Genomic DNA, 17169 nt, shown 5'->3' with positions numbered 1-17169 from the left:
ACGGGTCGCTCAGCACGCCGTCCTGAACGCCGACGATCCCGCCTTGGCCCTTCTGCGCCTCGGGCGAACCGGCGTCCGGCCAGTCCGGGCACCTGGCACGCCCGCCCGCGCCCTCAGCCCAGCAGGCGCCTGCTCAGCCGCAGCATCTGGCCCGGCGTCGTGCGCGGCAGGTAGGCCCGCCCTATCGCGTTCGTGATCGCGGGCAGCGCGACCGGGTCGGGATAGGCGATGTACAGCGGCCGGTACTGCGGCTGGAACTTCGCTTTGAACGCCAGCAGGGAGCGGAACCCGTACACCGGCTCCAGGACCCGCCCGACTCCGTCCAGCAGCCGTTGCAGGCCGTCGGGTTGTGGGCCGCCTCCGGTGCGGGCCAGCGGGGCGCCGGACAGGCTCACGAACTCCGCGCCCTCGTCCTGGAACCGCAGGGCCGCCGTGGCGATCAGGAACTCCATCACCCCCCGGAAGCCCTCCGAGCTGCGCCGCATGAAGTCCAGCGTCCAGCCGACCGGTTCGCCGTCGTGGTAGCACGGCAGCCAGCTCGTGACGCCGTGCAGCCGGCCTTCGCCGTCGACGGCGACCAGGCAGCGCACGTGCGGATCGTCCAATTCGTCCAGGCCGCCGAGGGTGAACCCCATCTCCGGCAGCCCCTTGCCGGCGACCCACTCCTGGGACAGGTCGCGCACCTGCTTGCGCAGGGCCTGCGGCGCGTCCGGGAAGGAGACCCACGAGGCCGTGATCCCCTCCTTGCCCGCCTTGTTCAGGGCGGTCCGGACGTCCTGCCACTTCTTGCCGGTGAAGGCCAGACCGGGCAGGGCGAGCACGGTGTCCTCGGCCACCTGGATGCCGCTCCATCCCAGCCGGGCGGCGGCGTCCAGGGTCTCGGACGTGACGCTGTAGAAGCACGGCGTCCACCCCTGCTGGTCGCAATACTCTGCGAACTCCCCCGGCACGGCGTCGCGGGCCTGCGGGTCGCCGAAGGGGTCGCCGGTGGTGAGCGCGACTTTGCCGATCACCCGGTAGGCGACGGCGGCCCGGCCGTCCTGCGTGATCCAGTACTCGTGGCCGGGCCAGGTCGTCATGTAGGAGAGGGTCGATCCGCCGTACGTCGTCAGCAGTGCGCGCGCCTCGGCTTCCGAGGCCGTGGGGTGGCGCGTCGGGGACCGCCAGAAGGCCAGGAGCAGGCCGCTGAGCGTCACGGCCCAGAACACCGGACCGGCCCAGACGTACAGCATCCTCGCGGCGCCGCCCTGGGGAAGGAAGTGGGCTGACGGCGCGTCCAGGATGCCGAGGTAGACCGGCGGGACCAGCCGTTTGACGAAGTCGGCGGCCAGACCGCCGATGCCGGGGACCGGCGTGAACTCGTCGCGCACGGCGTAGCCGAACTGAACGTAGGCCGCGCCGAGGGCGACGAAGGCTGCCGCCACGGCCGCCGACACCTTCAGCACCGTTCTGCGCGGAACGCGCAGCTCGAAGTGGCGCCGCTTGGCCAGGAGCAGCGCGATGACCAGCAACGGTATGGCCACCAGGGCGATCGAGTACTGGATGACGAACCTGTGGGCGTCGGCGTAGCCCGGGTCCGAGGGGTCCAGGGACGACAGCACCTGCACCGCGTACCGCCAGGTGACCAGCGCGGCTCCGGCCTCGATCAGGACGGCGGACAGGAAGGCCGGGCGGCGTCCCCGGCGCAGCCCTTCGGCGACTATCAGCAGCAGGATCGCCGGCACGAAGAGCATCAACACCGCGGGACTGCCGGCGAGCAGGTACTCCGAGCGCACCTGAAGGCAGTCGCCGGACATGTCGGCCACGCCGCTGCAGCTGCTGCGCAGGTCCTCGACGCCGGGACCGCTTCCCACGAACAGGTCCGAATACAGCGACAGCGGACCGTATGGCGCCCTGGTCAGGAACGCGATCAGCGGTCCCAGGGCCGAGGTGCCGACGGCGATCGCGACCAGGACGCGGCTCTCGGCGTGGGACACGACACGCTCCCGGCGCGGGCGCTTGCGGCCCCACAGGAGCACGCCGGTGGCGAAGCCGACGGTCGCGCCGCAGAAGCGCAGGACGTCCTGGGCGGTGCCGTCGTAGAGCATGAACAGCAGGACGCCGAAGCCGAACAGGAGCCGGAGCCTGCGGCGCCACAGCGGCGACAGGCGCGCGCTGAGCGCCAGGCCCACGCCGACGACGCCGACGCTGGCGCCGGTGGCCGCGTCGCCGCGGTCCGAGGCCAGCCACACGTCGCCGGTGCCGGCGCCGAGCTCGATCACGGCGGCGCCGAGCAGCGCGCCGCCGGCTTGGCAGAGCACGAACAGGCCGAGGGTCGCCGGGGCGCCCAGGCGGCGCTCGGCCGGGGCCAGGACGGCGATCGCGAGCAGGAGCGTGGCGATCAGGGCGGTGGGGCCGACGCTCCACAGGCCGTAGGTCAGGGGCGTCCACCACTTGCCGGCGGCCAGGGCCGAGGTGCCGGTGCCGATCCGGCCGTCCAGGGCGTCGTCGGCGTCGCCGCCGGCACTGCCCGCGACCAGCGCGACCACGACGAGCAGCGCGGCGAGCGCCGCGGTGAGCGGGGCGCGGCCGGCGACCCGGCCGACGCGCAGCGGCACGGCGCCGAGCAGGCCCGGCAGGCCCGGCCGGCCGGGCTGGGCGTATTCGGCGCTCATTGGCGGGCCAGACCGTTGCGCTCGGCGATCCAGGGCAGCTGCTGGGTGAAGCCGGTGCGCCAGACCTGCCAGCTGTGGCCCCCGGGGACCTCGTTCATCCGGACGTCGACGCCGGCGTGGCGGCAGGCCCAGTAGACGATGGTGAGCTGGGGTGTGAACTCCTTGTCCGTGGTCCCGCCGACGATGCGGCCGGCGAGCTCGGGGAACCGCTGCTTGGTGAGGATGGCGACGGGGTTGGCGCGGGCGAAGGCGCCCTCGTCGCCGTTGAAGGCCTTCTTCACGGTGTCCTTGTGGTTGCCGAGGGTCGGTTCGCGCTGCCCGGACAGGTCCAGGAAGGTGCGGTAGAGCTGCGGGGCGCGCACGGCCAGCTGGACGGCGCAGGTGCCGCCGAAGGAGAAGCCGCCGATGGTCCAGCCGCGCTGGGGCGGGGTGACCTGGAGGTTGGCGGTGACCCAGGCTTCGAGGTCGGTGGTCAGGTAGGTCTCGGCGTTGCCGAGCTTGGAGTCCATGCAGAGCGTGTTGCCGATGGTGGACCCGGTCGCGTCCGGCATGATCGTGACCGGCGCCAAGCCGTGGTGCGCGGCGGCGTACGCGTCGAGGATCTTGTGCACCCCGCCGGCGTCGATCCAGTCCCGGGGCGAGCCCGGCTGCCCGGCGAGCAGGACCAGCACGGGCAGCTGCGGCCGCGGCGTGGCCTGGTAGGCCGGCGGCAGGTAGACCCAGGCCTTGCGGGCGTTGAAGTGCGAGACCCTGCCGGGGATGGTGACCTCGGACACGGTGCCGGAGGCGGGCAGCCGCGCCGGCGGCGTCCACACCTCGGCGAGCATCCGGCCCGGCGGCGCGGCGACGACCTCGGCGGCCGGCCGCCCGGCGGCGGCGTGGAACGAAGTGCCGGCGTCGAGCCAGGGCCCGAGCAGCGCCCGGGTGGTCAGGTAACTCTGGAAGTAGCGGTTGACCTGGTTCAGCCCGGTCAGGCCCACGACCACCGCGCAGACCAGCGCCACGGCGCGCCGCCGCCAGGACAGGGACGGCACGCGCAGGGCCGCGACGGCCAGGCCGAGGATCGCCACTCCCAGCCACAGAAGGACCTCGGTGGGCAGGCCCTCCGGGAACGGCCGCCACCACCGGTCGACGACGACGCCGAGCACGGCGGTGAGCACGGCGCCGACGGCCAGGGCGGTCGGGGCGCGCCAGGTCCACCAGGCGCGGCTGCGGTCGGCGAGGAGGAAGGCGAAGGCGGCGACGGTGGCGAGCAGGAGGAGGACGGGGATGGGGCCGCTGAGGAGGGACCAGTCGAGGGGGTTTTTCACGGGGCGGCCGACTCGTCCGGCTCATCCGGCTCATCCGGCTCGTCCGGCTCATCCGGCTCGTCCGGCTCATCCGGCTCATCCGGCTCATCCGCCAGCATCGGCGCCTGTGCGGTGAAGGCGGCAGTCGGAGCCTTGCATGTCCGACTTGTCGGCTTCGTGTCGTCGGCGTCGTTGGGTGGCATGTAAAGGAGATGCCTAAGGCCTGGTTCAGGTTGCTTCGGCGCCGGGAGGAACCTCGGCGACCTCCTGCCAGGCGAAGCCCCCGCGCCATGCGACCTCGCCGCGTGCCCAGGCGTTCACGGCGTCGACCACCGCCTCCAACGACGGCGTGGTGGTCTGCTGCAGCGCCTCGGACTTCTGCTTGCGGAACTCGATCGTGTTGTCGCCCTCGGGGCGCATCCGCTGAGTGCCACGACTACGCGGTGGCGCCGGCCTTGATCCGGTACACGACACCGGCACGCAGCGGCCCCTCCGGGACGGTCGGGTCCTCGAAGTCGTCGGCCGGGTCGTAAGTCATGCCCAGGCGCTTCATCACCGACTGGGAGCGGGTGTTGGCGGCCGTCGTGAGCGCCAGGACCTCGGGCAGGCCGAGGGTGTCGAAGGCGAAGGCGAGGACGGCGCGCGCCGCCTCGGTGGCGTAGCCGTGCCCCCACGCGTCGCGGGCCAGGCGCCAGCCGATCTCCACACCGGTGAAGGGCATCTCCTCGTCGACCTCGTCCAGGCCCGCGAAGCCGATGAAGGCGCCGGTCTCGCGGACCTCGACGGCCAGCCAGCCGTAGCCGCGCGCGTCGTACTCCTCCAGGAAACGGGCCACCGAGGCATCGCTCTGCTCGCGGGTCATCACCTCCCCGAGGTGCTCGCGGACTTGGGGGTCGGCGTTCATCGCGGCCCAGGGTTCAAGGTCGGAATCCTTCCAGCGGCGCACGATCAGCCGCTCGGTGTGGAGTTCGGTCCGGCGTTCGGTCATGACGCACAGCCTAGGGTGCCGCGGGCCAGTACGATCCGAGCCCATGCGCAACCGCGAACTGGCCCGCCTGAAGCACATCCGCACCCTGGATCCGGTCGCAGACCACGAAGAGATCTATCGCACGGTCGCGCAGTACGAATTCGGCTGGGAGACCATGCTCGGCCTGAACCTGGCGTTCTACTCGACGTTCGGCATCCCGGCGATCGCCGAGCTGCTGTACTCGACCGGGGAGATGACCGAGCGGACGCGCAAGCGCGCCGACGACACCGGGCTGCTGATGTACGAGCTGATCACCAACGGCCTGGAGTCCGAACGGGGCCGGGCGGCGGTCAAGCGCCTCAACCAGATCCACCGCCGTTTCGCGATCGCCGACGAGGACTACCGGTACGTGCTGGCGACGTTCGTGGTCGTGCCGACGCGCTGGATCGCGCGCACCGGCTGGCGTCCGCTGTGCTGCCACGAGCGCACCGCGACCGTGGAGTTCCACCGGCGGCTCGGCGAGCTGATGCACGTCACCGACATCCCCGGACACCTACGAGGCCGAACACTTCGCGTACACCGCCGCCGCCGAGGCACTGATGACCGCCACCCGCGGCCTGTTCGCCGGCCGCCTGCCCGACCGGCTCAAGGGCCTGGCCGGCCCGGTCGCCGACACACTGCTGCCGCCGACGCTGCGGACGGCCGTCGGCGCGCCGAAACCGGCGCTGCCGGTGCGGGTGCTGGTCGGTGGGCTGCTTCGGGTGCGCGCCACGGCCGAGGCGTGGAAGGCGCCACGCACCGAGCCGTATCTCACGCTGGGCACGGCGCCGAGCTATCCGGACGGGTATCGGGTGGAGGAGCTGGGGCCCGCCTTTTAGGGTGGCGGTTCGTTTGTGGTTTTTAGAAGCCTTTTTACGGCTTCGCGCAGGGTGTTGATGGTTCGGGGTTCGGTGGTGGCAGGCTGGTGGGCCGGGCGCCGGTTACGGTGTTCACGGTCCCGGGGCTGGGTCAGGATCCTTCGGTTCCGGCTGGGTAGACGGCAGGTCTAGAGCAGACAAGAGCAAGAGCATGGTGAAGGGCCGGTGCCTCCGGCGGGCCTCGGCTTCCCTCGGGGAACTGGCGCGGCTTCCGCGGGTGGCCGGGTCGGGGCTTGGCGGCGGCGGTTTGTGGGGTGGTTGCGGCCGAGAGAGAAGCCGGGCCTGAGCTTGGAGGGCGGACCGGTCGGCGCGGCGGCGGCCTGGCCTGGCAGCAGTTGAGAGTGGTTGGGCCGCCGAATCAGGGGCCGATGCATCTTCACCTCGCCGACACCCGATGTGGTGCGCCTGCTGCCGGCGCCGGTTATGTCCACTGGCGTGGTGTAAGTAATCTTCAGCGGTGAAGCCCCAGATCACAGCTGCCGCAGTGGGCATCTGAGCCCATGGATGTGAAGAACCGGCCTGCTGATGGCCGGTTCTTCACATCCATGAAGATCAGACCAGAGCATGCCGGGGGCTCTCAGCTGCAAGTGCGAAAGGCATCCCCGCAGGCAGCCGATCCCGCCAACTCGCACTCTCGTCGCCCCGATCCCGTCAAACCCCTGCCTGGTTTTCGGTTTGTTCCCCTCGGTCGCGTCGGCAGGGCTTGTCCTACAGTGCCGGTTCTCGGGAGTCAAGTTCGCGCTGTACGAAACCGCAGCTCAACACGCACACCGCAGCGCGCGGACTTTACTCCCGGGGTTCGGCGCTGTACCCCTTGGGGCTGACGACGCGACCGAGGGGAACAAACCGCCACCACCCCACAAACCGCCGCCGCCAAGCCCCGACCCGGCCACCCGCGGAAGCCGCGCCAGTTCCCCGAGGGAAGCCGAGGCCCGCCGGAGGCACCGGCCCTTCACCATGCTCTTGCTCTTGTCTGCTCTAGACCTGCCGTCTACCCAGCCGGAACCGAAGGATCCTGACCCAGCCCCGGGACCGTGAACACCGCAGCCGGCGCCCGACACACCAGCCCGCCACCACCAAACCCCGAACCATCAACACCCTGCGCGAAGCCGTAAAAAGCTTCTAAAACCCACAGCCAATCAGCAGCCGACAGCGAACCGCACCACCAGCGCAAACCAGGACCCCCATCACCTCCACCCCACCCCACCGCCTCAGCAGATCCGCGGCAAAGGATCCCCCACCAGCACATCGATAATCCGATGGCCGCCGAACCCCGTCCGCCCGAGCACCCGCCCCGGGGGCTCGGCGCGCACCTCGCCGATCAGGGCGGCGTCGGCGCCGGCTTCGGTGCGGCGCATGGCCTCCAGGGCGGCGTCGGCGGCTTCGGGGGCTACGAAGGCGACGAGTTTGCCTTCGTTGGCCACGTAGAGGGGGTCGATGCCGAGGATCTCGCAGGCTCCGGTGACCTCGGGGCGGATCGGGAGGCGGTCCTCGGCGATCAGGACGCCGACCTCGGAGGCGGTGGCGATCTCGTTGAGGACGGTGGCCACGCCGCCGCGGGTGGCGTCGCGCAGGCAGTGCGCGGCCGGGCCGCAGGCGTCGAGCAGGGCGGCGGCCACCGGCCACAGGCTGCGGGTGTCGCTGCGGACCTGGGCTTCCAGGTCCAGGCCGCCGCGGGCCAGCATGATGGCCACGCCGTGGTCGCCGATGGCGCCGGAGACCAGGACCTTGTCGCCGGGGCGGACGCGGTCGGGGCCCAGGGTCGCGTCGGGGCGTTGGATGCCGATGCCCGCCGTGGTCAGGTACATGCCGTCGCATTTGCCGCGCTCGACGACCTTGGTGTCGCCGGTGGCGACCGCGACGCCGGCCGCCGCGGCGGCGTCGGCGATGGCCCGCACCTGCTCCTCCAGGACGGCGGCCGGCAGGCCCTCCTCCAGGATCATCGCCAGGGACAGGGCCAGGGGGCGTGCGCCGCTGACCGCGAGGTCGTTGACGGTGCCGTTGACGGCCAGCTCGCCGATGGTGCCGCCGGGGAAGGTCAGGGGGCGGACCACGAAGGAGTCGGTGGTGAACGCCAACGCGGTGCCGTCCGCCTTCAGCTCGGCCGCGTCGCCCAGGGCCGTCGGGGCCTGCTCGCCCAGCAGCGGCACCACCAGGCCCTCGACCAGAGCGCGGCTCGCCTTGCCGCCGGCGCCGTGGGCCATGGTGATGCGGTCGTCGCGGAAGCGCTGGGGGCGGCGGCGCATCTCCTCGATGCGGGCGCCGACTTCTTCCTCGGTGAGGACCTTCGGCATCTGGTTCTCCTTCTCAGAACGCTTCAGAGCACTTGCAGGTCGAGGCGCTGCCGCGAGTACTGGCCGAAGTTGTAGTAGGCGGCGCAGGCCCCTTCGGAGGAGACCATGCAGGTGCCGATCGGCGTCTCGGGGGTGCAGGCGGTGCCGAACACCTTGCACTCCCACGGCTTCAGCACCCCCTTGAGCACCTCGCCACACTGGCACGCCTTCGGGTCGGCGACGCGGACCCCGGGCAGGGCGTAGCGTTGTTCGGCATCGAAGCGTGCGTAGGCCTCGGTGAAGCGCAGCGCCGACTGCGGGATGGATCCCAGGCCGCGCCATTCGAAGAACGGCCGCAGTTCGAAGACCCTGCTCAGCGACTTCAGTGCCAGCTCGTTACCGTCCCAGCGGACCACGCGGCCGTACTGGTTCTCCACCTCGCTGCGGCCCTCGGCGAGCTGCTTCATGATCATGTGGACGGACTGCAGCACGTCCAGCGGCTCGAAGCCCGCGCAGACCACCGGCTTGCCGTGCTCGCGCGCGATGAACTCGTACGGCCGGCAGCCGATGACCGTGGAGACGTGGCCGGGCCCGATGAAGGCATCCAGGCGCAGGTCCGGGGAGTCCAGGATGGCCTTGATCGCCGGGATGATCGTGACGTGGCTGCACATCACCGAGAAGTTCTCGATGCCCTCCTGCTCGGCGCGCAGGACGGTCAGCGCGGTCGAGGGCGCGGTGGTCTCGAAGCCGATGGCGTAGAAGACGACCTGCCGGTCCGGGTTCTCCCGGGCGATGCGCAGCGCGTCCAGCGGCGAGTACACCATGCGGATGTCGGTGCCGCGGGCGTTGGCCTCCAGGAACGAGCCGCGCCCGCCGGGCACCCGCATCATGTCGCCGAAGCAGGTCAGGATCACGCCGGGCTGCTCGGCCAGGGCGATGCCGTCGTCGACGCGGCCCATCGGGATCACGCACACCGGGCAGCCCGGGCCGTGCACGAGTTCGATGTTCTCCGGCAGCAGGTCGTGCACGCCGTAGCGGTAGATCGCGTGCGTGTGGCCGCCGCAGACCTCCATGAACTTGTAGTGCCGCCCGGGCTCGGCCAGCGCGGCGATCTGCGCCGACAGCACGCGGGCCAGCTCCGGGTCGCGGTATTCGTCGACAAAGCGCATCGCAGGCTCCTGTTTCCTAGGCTTCCGTGGCGGGCGGCAGCGTCTCGATCGCGACGCCGGCGTGCACCAGGAGCCGGTCCCCCACGGCGACCGGCCCGACCAGCTCCACGGCGACGGTCTCGGTCCGCCCGGCGGCGTCGCGGCAGCGCGCGTCGGCGCCGTCGCCGGCGAGCGCGACCACGGTCAGCGGGACGGCGATGTCGCCGCACGTCAGGCACTCGCCGTCGGCGTCGCCGGAGCAGGCCCCGAACCCCGGCGGCGCGGCGTCGGGCCCGCCGTTCACACCGGATCCGATTCGGCGACGGCCTGCAGCTCCTCGTCGAAGGCCTGGCCCATCATCTCCAGCACCGCCAGCGCCTCGGCCGCCTCCTTCTCGTCGACCTTGGACATGGCGAAGCCGACGTGGATCAGCACCCAGTCCCCCGGCGCCAGCGTGCCGCGCTCCAGCAGGCCGATGTTGATCTTGCGTTTGACGCCGACCACGTCGATCACGGCCAGCTGCTCATCGGTGTCGGGGACCAGCTCCGCGACCTGTCCGGGGATCGCCAGGCACACGGCTCAGTGGTCCTCTCGCACGGCGACCGACACCGGGGCGGCGTGCTCGCGCGCGGCGGCGCCGTCCTGCTCGCCGGTGTACTGCACCCACTGCAGCACCAGCTCGTCGCCGCCCTCGGTGGCCACCTCCGTGCTGTGGCAGTCCGGGCACGCGGGCGTCGCCTCCGTGCTCTCGAACGCGGCCGGGCACGCGGTGCAGCTGGCCCGCACCGGGGCGATCGCCACCTCGGTGCTCGCGCCGGCCGCCACGCCGCCGTCGGCAACCAGCTGGAACGACTGCTCGAACGCGGCCGGCGAGATCCGGTGCAGGGCCCCGACCAGGACCCCGATCCGGGCCACGGGCCGGCCGGCGGCACGGCGCTCCACGGCCTCCAGGACCCCGGCGCAGTATCCGATCTCGTGCATCTGTCACATGCTCCTGATCTTCAGGTAACGCGCCAGGTCGGGCAGCGAGCGCACGGCCAGCACCGAGGCCGCCACGCCGAGCACGGTCAGGGCGGTCGCGCTGAGAACACCGAATACCTTCATGTCACACACCTTTCGCGATGCTGGTGAGGTCTACCGGGTCGCCGGGGATAAGCACCCGGATGGCCGAAAGCGCGGTCTGGACGGCCGCCGCGACCGCCGGGGACAGGCCGATGCCCTCGCCGACGTCCGCCGGCTCGCAGCCGACGACGAAGGTCCGCGGCGGCAGCCGGCCGCCGAGGGAGCCCAGCGAGCCCAGGACCGCGACCGGGCTCATGCCGTGCGCGTCGAACTCGCCGGAGCCGAGGTCCTCCTCGCCGACCTCCAGGACGGTGACGTCCCCGGGCGCGGCGCCGTGCGGCAGCGCGTCGACGAGCAGGAGCACGTCGTAGCCGTCGAGCAGGTCGAACGCCAGGTGCATGCCGCGGATGCCGTAGTCGGTCACGGTCACGTTCTCCGGCAGCGGCTCGGCGGCCAGGCGCCGGGCCACCTCGGAGCCGAAGCCGTCGTCGCCGAGGAAGACGTTGCCGATGCCGGCGACCAGGACGCGCGGAACACGCGGGTTCGCGGAGCTCATCGCAGCGGCTCCAGTTCCTCGGGGGCGAAGTAGTGGTAGCGGCCGTACCAGGCGTGCAGGTCGTTGGCCGGGTCGTCGTCGAGGGTGACGGCCACGTGGACGCCGTCGTCGACGTCGTGCAGGACGGCGGCCACGGTCGCGCTCTGCCCGGCCAGGAACATGTCCTGGGCGTCGGCGCGCCGCAGCGGGTGCAGGCGCACCTTGCTGCCCTTGCCGACGGCGACGCCGGCGACCACGACGGTGTCGGTCTCCGGGGCCACGGAGGCGTCGGCCTCGGGGTCCCACCAGGGGGTGTCGGAGGTCGCGAAGATGTCCGGGGTGTCCGGCTGGTCGAAGATCTTGTGGGCGGAGATCTTGTCGGCGGAGATCTTGTCGGCCCAGCTCCCGCCCGCCGAGTCCCGCACGACGCCGTGCAGCCCGGCGAGCACCGCGTCGGTCATGGTGTCGCAGCGGTCGACGATCTCGGCGGCGCGCGGATCGGTGCCGCGGGCCTGGGCCTTCTCGTCGTCGGTCAGGGTGCGCACGCGCAGCGCGAGCATCTCGTCGATCTCGGTGGCGTCGAAGAAGTCGCCGGCGCTCTCCGGGGCGACCGCGGGGCGGTCGGACAGGATGATCGGCGAGACCAGGACCAGATCGTCCGGGCCTCCCTCGTCGCCGAGCAGGACCGGCCAGCAGCGGTGCTGGTCGCCGGTCGCGGCGGCCTGCGAGGCCCAGGAGGGCGGGTCGGTGAGGGACAGGAAGCGTCCGCCCTCGGCGCGCGCCACGACATGGGCCCCGGCGAAGGAGGTGCGGGCGGCCAGGTCGCGCGCCGCGGTGCGAGCGGTGTCGGCCGCGCCGGACCGGTCCCAGCGGCCGAGGTTGGTGACTTCGACGTCGACGGCCAGCAGGGGCCGGCCGGCGACGGCGTCCAACCGCCGCCAGGACACGCTGACCCGGCCGCGCAGGCGCTCGCGGGTACGGACCAGGCGTCCGGCCAGGCGGCCGTCGTCGTGCAGGGGCTCGGTCTCCTGGCAGCCGGCGATCTCGATGGGGATGACGGTGTCGGAGGTGATGCCGGTCAGCGGGACTTCGCAGACCACCGCCTCGTGCCAGGGGATCCAGTGCGTGCCGGCGATGGTCAGCGACTCGGCCGGCTCGAAGCCGGCGCCGGTTGTCCGCTCGACGGATCGGAACTGCGGGTGCAGGAAGCGGAGATTCAGATCCACGCCGACATCGGCGTCGGTCTCGGGCTGGACCAGGAGCGTCGCGCGCATCCCGGACTCCTCGCCGACCCCGGCCCGCGCGGCGCCGTCCGGCCCGAGCATCCCGAACTGCCAGCGCATCTGGTTCTTCGCCGAGGTGGCACGGTACGGGTACAGGATGTAGCCCTCGAACAGGATCGCGTCGGCCACGCGGCGGGCGGCGGCCAGACGCGCCTCCTCGCGCGGTTCGGCGACGTCGACATCGGCGTACGTCATCGCGAAGCCTCCAACTCCTCGGCCGGCAGCAGCGCGTCGAAGACCTGGCCCCAGTCGGTGAGCGCGCGCTCGGATCGGTAGCGGCCCAGGCGGCGCAGCGTCTCGCGGTCCAGCCGGATCCATCCGGTGTTCGGGAAGTGGGCGTCCATCAGCTCGCGCCAGACGCGGATCGGCATGCGGTACGAGGCCTCCAGGTGCCAGGGGATCTGCTCCACGCCGAAGCCGGCCAGGCCCCGGGTGAACACCGTGCCGCTGAACAGCAGGGTCAGCGGGACGTCGTCGCCGGCCAGGGCCTGCAGGTACTTGGCGGCGGCGACCTCGAAGTCGTAGGTGCACGGCAGCGGCAGGTCGACGTCCACCGAGCCGGTGAAGCCGGGCACCATCGTCGAGGCCTGGGTCCACACCACCGGGCGCAGCGTCTCGCCCCAGCGCGCCGGCGCGCCGAACAGGTCAGCGAGATCAGTCTTCTCCTCGCCGTTGTAGGAACGGCGGCGCGGTTCGATCTGAACCTGGCAGCGCAGCGCGATCGCGTGGACGCGCTCGCCGGTGGCCTCGGTGATCCGCAGGCGGGCGGCCAGGTTCGGCGCGGCCGCGTACGGCTCCGGGCTGATGTCCAGCACGGTGAAGGCGAGCTCGCTCACGCCGGTCGCACCGCCTTGCGCTCGATGTCGGCGAAGAACTCCGCAACCCGGGCATGGGCCTCGGAGCCGCCGTCGAAGCCGCGCCACAGCACGCGCAGATGGCCGACCAGGGCGTAGCAGGCGTCGATGGGGACGACGAAGCGGTCGAACCCGTCCTCGCGCGCCCGGACCAGGACGGCCTCGACGTCCGGGACGGCCTCGACGAACGCCTCGGAGGCGTCGGTGGGCAGGTCGGCCTCGGTGGCGCCGGCCGGGCCCGGATAGCAGACGACGGTGCGCTCCTGCCGGGAGTTGCGGAAGATGAAGGCCAGGCCGACCGGGACTTCGAGGCTGTCCCACTGCTGCCGGGGCAGCGGCGGGAGCGCGAGGTGGCGGTCGGGGACGGTGCGATAGGACAGCTCGGCTCCCTGGTGCTCGAACAGCAGCGAGCAGGGGCGGCAGGCGCACATAAGGGCGCGGCTGTCGAGGTTGACGACGTGGCGGTGCTCGGGCGGGACCGGGACGGCACACAGTTCGCAGCGCTCGATGACCGTCGGGACCTCGGGGTGCGCCTTTGGTCTGGTCGCGCGGATCCTGCGCAGGGCGGCCAGGGCGTCGGTGTTCTGGACCGGCGCGGCTGTCGGTTGGCTCATGCGCGCACCGGCTTCTTCGTAAGGCCGGGCATCAGCGAGTCCAGGGAGATGAAGGTCTCCGCGGCGGCGCGCGCCGTCTCGACCTTCACCACCGCGTCCGGCGCGGCGTCCTCGACCGCCGCTCGGATGCTGCCGACGAGCGCCTCGGAGGTCGAGGCGCAGCCGCCGGCCCCGGTGACGCGCAGGAGCACCGTGCCGCCCTGGCTCGCGTCGGCCTCGACCCCGACCTCGTGCCGCTCCAGCTGCGGCCGGAGCTCGTCCAGGGCGCGGGCCACCCGCTGTTCGACGCTGTCCGGGTGCAGTCCGTGGACCAGCAGCAGGCTGCCGACGAGCGGGTCGGCGGCCAGGCGGGACAGCAGGGCGTCGTCCAGGGCGCCGGTCTCGTCGGCGATCGCCAGGAGGCGTTCGAGGCCGGCGCCGTAGAGGTCGGTGACGAGGCGCAGCAGGTCCCGCGCCTCGTCCCGGGCGACCGGCCGAGCGGGGTCCCCCTGTTCGAGGACCCGCTCGATCCGCTCGCCGACCTCGACGAGCCGGTCCGCATCCGTATCCGCGGATGCGGTGGCGGCGGCGTTCTCCATCACTCGGGCGTCGCCATCGTCGGCGTGTGCAGCTTCTGCACGGTCTTGCCGCCGCCGAGGTACATGTGCACCCCGCACGGCAGGCACGGGTCGAAGCTGCGCACCGTGCGCATCACGTCGATGCCCTTGAACGCGTCGCCCTTGTTCTCCTCGAACAGCGGCTGGTCCTGGACCGCGTCCTCGTACGGCCCGGGCGTCCCGTAGGAGTCGCGCGGGCTGGCGTTCCACGGCGTCGGCGGGTACGGGTGGTAGTTCGCGATCTTGCCGTCGCGGATCACCATGTGGTGCGAGAGCACCCCGCGCACGGCCTCGGTGAAGCCGCAGCTGATCGCCTCGTTGGGCACCTCGAACTTCTCCCAGGTCTGGGTGCGTCCGGCGCGGATCTCGGCCAGCGCCTTCTCCGCGAAGTGCAGCGCGCAGGCCGCGGCGTAGGCCTGGAAGTAGGTCCGGGCGCGGTTGCGCTCCAGGGTGTTGCTCCACTTCGGGATCTTCCACTCGAAGGTCACCGCGGGCTTGAGTGCCGTCTTGGGCAGCTCGATCTGCACGCTGTGGCCGGTGGCCTTGACGTACCCGGTGTCCACGAGCCCGGACAGCGCGGTGGACCACAGGCGCGCCAGCGGGCCGCCGCCGGTGTCCAGGGCCAGGTAGTCCTTGCCGTCGTACCAGCGCGGGGACATCACCCAGCTGTACTTGTCCTCCAGGTCGCGCTTGCCCGGGCGCGGGTTGGTGTGCTGGTTCCAGGGGTGCCGGCGGTCCACCGGGTTGCCCAGGGGGTCGTGGCTGACGAAGGTCTCCTGGTCGTTCCAGTCCTCGTAGTAGGAGCTGCCCAGCAGGATGCGGATGCCGAGGTTGATGTCCACCAGGTCGTTGGTGACGAGCTTGCCGTCGACCACGACGCCGGGGGTGACGAACATCTTGCGGCCCCAGTCGCTCATGTCCGCGTAGGCGAAGTTGCAGTACTCGGGGTCCTGGAAGGAGCCCCAGCAGCCCAGCAGGGTGCGGCGCAGGCCGACGTTCTCATAGCCCGGCAGCGCCTCGTAGAAGAAGTCGAACAGGTCGTCGTGCATCGGCACGACCTTCTTCATGAACTCCACGTAGCGCATCAGCCGGGACAGGTAGTCGGTCATCAACTGGACGGTCGCCACCGTGCCGACGCCGCCGGCGTACAGCGTGGAGGGGTGGACGTGGCGCCCCTCCATCAGGCAGAACATCTCCCGCGTGGAGCGGCTGACCTGCAGCGCCTCGCGGTAGAACTCGCCGCTGAACGGGTTCAGGGCCCGCATGATGTCGGCGATGGTCTTGTAGCCGTGCGCCTCGGCGCCGGGCGCCGGGGTGTTCTCGGCCTTGGCCAGCACCGAGGGGTTGGTCTCCTTGACCATCCGCTCGCAGTAGTCCACGCCGACCAGGTTCTCCTGGAAGATGTTGTGGTCGAACATGTATTCCGCGGCCTCGCCGAGGTTCACGATCCACTCGCCGAGGTGCGGCGGCTTCACGCCGTAGGCCATGTTCTGCGCGTAGCAGGAGCAGGTGGCGTGGTTGTCGCCGCAGATGCCGCAGATGCGGCTGGTGATGAAGTGCGCGTCGCGCGGGTCCTTGCCCTTCATGAACAGGCTGTAGCCGCGGAAGATCGAGGACGTGCTGTGGCACTCGGCCACGGTCGCGTTCTTGAAGTCGATCTTCGTGTAGATGCCGAGGCTGCCCACGATCCGGGTGATCGGGTCCCAGGCCATCTCCACGAGGCCGTCGCCGGAGGCTTTCCTGCCCTTGCTGGTCGTGGCGGTCATCAGGCGTGTCCCATCGAGTGGTCGGGAGTCGGGATCGGAGTCGGGATCGGGGATCGGAAGGGGATGCGGGGGCTGACGGTCACCGGCCGGCGGTCACCAGGTGCGCTTGGCACCGGTGGTCAGCTTGGGTCCGGGACGGCGCCAGCGCGGTTCGGCGTCGACGGTCTTGGTGGTGATCGTGCGCAGATTGCGGATCACCCTGCCGTAGGCCTTGGAGGCGGTGGTGGACACGACCGCTCCGGGCGGGGCGTCCATGAACGGCATGAACTTGTCCGGGAAGCCGGGCATGGTGCAGCCGATGCAGATGCCGCCGACGTTGGGGCAGCCGCCGATGCCGCCCATCCAGCCGCGCTTGGGCACGTTGCACTTCACCACCGGGCCCCAGCAGCCGAGCTTGACCAGGCACGTCGGCTGGCCGTAGGAGTCGGCGAACTCGCCCTGCTCGTAGTAGCCGCCGCGGTCGCAGCCCTCGTGCACGGTCGCGCCGAACAGCCAGGCCGGCCGCAGCGCGTCGTCCAGCGGGATCATCGGCGCCTGGCCGCTGGCCTGGTAGAGCAGGTAGGTGATGGTCTCGGACAGGTTGTCCGGCTGGATCGGGCAGCCCGGGACGCACACGATCGGGATGCCGGCCTTGGAAGTCCAGTCCCAGCCTAGGAAGTCCGGGACGCCCATGGCGCCGGTGGGGTTGCCGGACATGGCGTGGATGCCGCCGTAGGTGGCGCAGGTGCCGACCGCCAGGACCACGGTGGCCTTCGGCGCCAGCCGGGTGACCCACTCGGAGGTGGTGATCGGCTGCCCGGTCTTCGGGTCGGTGCCGAACGCGGCCCAGTAGCCCTCGTCCTTGATCGCCTCGTTCGGGATCGAGCCCTCGACGACGAGCACGAACGGCTCCAGCTCGCCGCGGTCGGCCTTGCGGAACCACTCCAGGAAGTCGTCCGCGCCGCCGGCGGGCCCGCACTCGAAGTCGATCAGCGGCCAGTGCACCGCCACCTTCGGCAGGCCGGGCAGCGCGCCGAGCGCGATCTCCTCGATGCTGGGCTGGCTCGCGGCCGTCAGTGCGACCGAGTCACCGTCGCAACTGAGCCCGGCGTTGAGCCACAGGACATGAATCACGGTCTCCTCAGCGGGGGCCGCTTGGGCTGCCGGCATGATCGCCTCCCGTTCGTCGGAACGGCCCGTACGTGCGCTGATCGCGGCACGGGCCGACGCGC

At 71.6% G+C, this 17169-nt stretch carries 20 protein-coding genes; 1 reads left to right on the top strand and 19 read right to left on the bottom strand.

From position 1 onward, the window contains the following. Positions 1 to 113: 113 nt before the first annotated feature. The 7 genes from ABH926_RS17035 to ABH926_RS17005 all read right to left on the bottom strand — a co-directional run bounded on the left by ABH926_RS17035 (position 114) and on the right by ABH926_RS17005 (position 5453). Complete coding sequence (locus ABH926_RS17035; protein WP_370366583.1) at positions 114 to 2654, bottom strand: bifunctional lysylphosphatidylglycerol flippase/synthetase MprF; 2541 nt, start codon at positions 2652 to 2654, stop codon at positions 114 to 116. Beyond that, positions 2651 to 3964: an alpha/beta hydrolase gene (locus ABH926_RS17030; protein WP_370366582.1), complete on the bottom strand. Its 1314-nt coding sequence runs from the start codon at positions 3962 to 3964 to the stop codon at positions 2651 to 2653. The genes ABH926_RS17035 and ABH926_RS17030 overlap by 4 nt, the downstream gene beginning before the upstream one ends. Continuing rightward, positions 3961 to 4146: a hypothetical protein gene (locus ABH926_RS17025; protein ID WP_370366581.1), complete on the bottom strand. Its 186-nt coding sequence runs from the start codon at positions 4144 to 4146 to the stop codon at positions 3961 to 3963. Before ABH926_RS17025 ends, ABH926_RS17030 begins: the two co-directional genes overlap by 4 nt. A gap of 25 nt (positions 4147 to 4171) precedes the next feature. After that, entirely contained in the window at positions 4172 to 4363 is a 192-nt protein-coding gene (locus ABH926_RS17020; RefSeq protein WP_370366580.1) for a hypothetical protein, read from the bottom strand. Between the two features lie 16 nt (positions 4364 to 4379). Continuing rightward, positions 4380 to 4931 carry a GNAT family N-acetyltransferase gene (locus tag ABH926_RS17015; protein ID WP_370366579.1) on the bottom strand — a complete coding sequence of 184 codons (552 nt, stop codon included), beginning with the start codon at positions 4929 to 4931 and terminating at the stop codon, positions 4380 to 4382. Positions 4932 to 5108: 177 nt separating this feature from the next. Further along, positions 5109 to 5273, bottom strand: a complete 165-nt coding sequence (locus ABH926_RS17010; protein ID WP_370366578.1) for a hypothetical protein — start codon at positions 5271 to 5273, stop codon at positions 5109 to 5111. A 36-nt stretch (positions 5274 to 5309) separates the two neighbouring features. Further along, a complete protein-coding gene (locus ABH926_RS17005) occupies positions 5310 to 5453 on the bottom strand; it encodes a hypothetical protein (protein WP_370366577.1) in 144 nt (47 codons plus the stop codon). Between the two features lie 56 nt (positions 5454 to 5509). Here ABH926_RS17005 and ABH926_RS17000 point away from each other — a divergent pair, with 56 nt between their 5' ends. Continuing rightward, entirely contained in the window at positions 5510 to 5788 is a 279-nt protein-coding gene (locus tag ABH926_RS17000; protein WP_370366576.1) for a hypothetical protein, read from the top strand. Positions 5789 to 7038: 1250 nt separating this feature from the next. On the opposite strand, the gene hypE is transcribed toward ABH926_RS17000, so the two are convergent. From hypE to ABH926_RS16940, 12 genes are all read right to left on the bottom strand, one after another. Continuing rightward, the gene (gene hypE, locus ABH926_RS16995) at positions 7039 to 8121 is read right to left on the bottom strand and encodes a hydrogenase expression/formation protein HypE (protein ID WP_370366575.1); all 1083 of its coding nucleotides are present in this window, start codon (positions 8119 to 8121) and stop codon (positions 7039 to 7041) included. A 23-nt stretch (positions 8122 to 8144) separates the two neighbouring features. Then, entirely contained in the window at positions 8145 to 9269 is a 1125-nt protein-coding gene (gene hypD / locus ABH926_RS16990; protein WP_370366574.1) for a hydrogenase formation protein HypD, read from the bottom strand. 16 nt (positions 9270 to 9285) lie between these two features. Continuing rightward, a complete protein-coding gene (locus ABH926_RS16985) occupies positions 9286 to 9552 on the bottom strand; it encodes a HypC/HybG/HupF family hydrogenase formation chaperone (RefSeq protein ID WP_370366573.1) in 267 nt (88 codons plus the stop codon). Beyond that, entirely contained in the window at positions 9549 to 9824 is a 276-nt protein-coding gene (locus ABH926_RS16980; RefSeq protein WP_370366572.1) for a HypC/HybG/HupF family hydrogenase formation chaperone, read from the bottom strand. Before ABH926_RS16980 ends, ABH926_RS16985 begins: the two co-directional genes overlap by 4 nt. A gap of 3 nt (positions 9825 to 9827) precedes the next feature. Further along, positions 9828 to 10229, bottom strand: coding sequence for a hydrogenase maturation nickel metallochaperone HypA (locus ABH926_RS16975; protein WP_370366571.1), 402 nt, complete (start codon positions 10227 to 10229; stop codon positions 9828 to 9830). Positions 10230 to 10353: 124 nt separating this feature from the next. Then, positions 10354 to 10866 carry a hydrogenase maturation protease gene (locus ABH926_RS16970; RefSeq protein ID WP_370366570.1) on the bottom strand — a complete coding sequence of 171 codons (513 nt, stop codon included), beginning with the start codon at positions 10864 to 10866 and terminating at the stop codon, positions 10354 to 10356. After that, on the bottom strand, positions 10863 to 12323 hold the full coding sequence (locus ABH926_RS16965) for a hypothetical protein (RefSeq protein ID WP_370366569.1): 1461 nt from the start codon (positions 12321 to 12323) through the stop codon (positions 10863 to 10865). Before ABH926_RS16965 ends, ABH926_RS16970 begins: the two co-directional genes overlap by 4 nt. Continuing rightward, positions 12320 to 12964, bottom strand: coding sequence for a DUF6084 family protein (locus ABH926_RS16960; RefSeq protein WP_370366567.1), 645 nt, complete (start codon positions 12962 to 12964; stop codon positions 12320 to 12322). The genes ABH926_RS16965 and ABH926_RS16960 overlap by 4 nt, the downstream gene beginning before the upstream one ends. Next, positions 12961 to 13596 (bottom strand): DUF5947 family protein, encoded by a 636-nt coding sequence (locus tag ABH926_RS16955; RefSeq protein ID WP_370366565.1) that lies wholly within the window; start codon positions 13594 to 13596, stop codon positions 12961 to 12963. Before ABH926_RS16955 ends, ABH926_RS16960 begins: the two co-directional genes overlap by 4 nt. After that, entirely contained in the window at positions 13593 to 14177 is a 585-nt protein-coding gene (locus ABH926_RS16950; RefSeq protein ID WP_370366563.1) for a hypothetical protein, read from the bottom strand. Before ABH926_RS16950 ends, ABH926_RS16955 begins: the two co-directional genes overlap by 4 nt. Continuing rightward, the gene (locus tag ABH926_RS16945) at positions 14174 to 15958 is read right to left on the bottom strand and encodes a nickel-dependent hydrogenase large subunit (RefSeq protein WP_370366561.1); all 1785 of its coding nucleotides are present in this window, start codon (positions 15956 to 15958) and stop codon (positions 14174 to 14176) included. The genes ABH926_RS16950 and ABH926_RS16945 overlap by 4 nt, the downstream gene beginning before the upstream one ends. Before the next feature lie 93 nt (positions 15959 to 16051). Continuing rightward, on the bottom strand, positions 16052 to 17107 hold the full coding sequence (locus ABH926_RS16940; RefSeq protein ID WP_370366559.1) for a hydrogenase expression protein HypE: 1056 nt from the start codon (positions 17105 to 17107) through the stop codon (positions 16052 to 16054). Between the last annotated feature and the right edge of the window lie 62 nt (positions 17108 to 17169).

It is taken from the genome of Catenulispora sp. GP43, from assembly GCF_041260665.1.
Lineage (GTDB): Bacteria > Actinomycetota > Actinomycetes > Streptomycetales > Catenulisporaceae > Catenulispora.
Note: the sequence above shows the minus strand (reverse complement) of the source record. Positions and strands in the feature narration are given on the sequence as shown.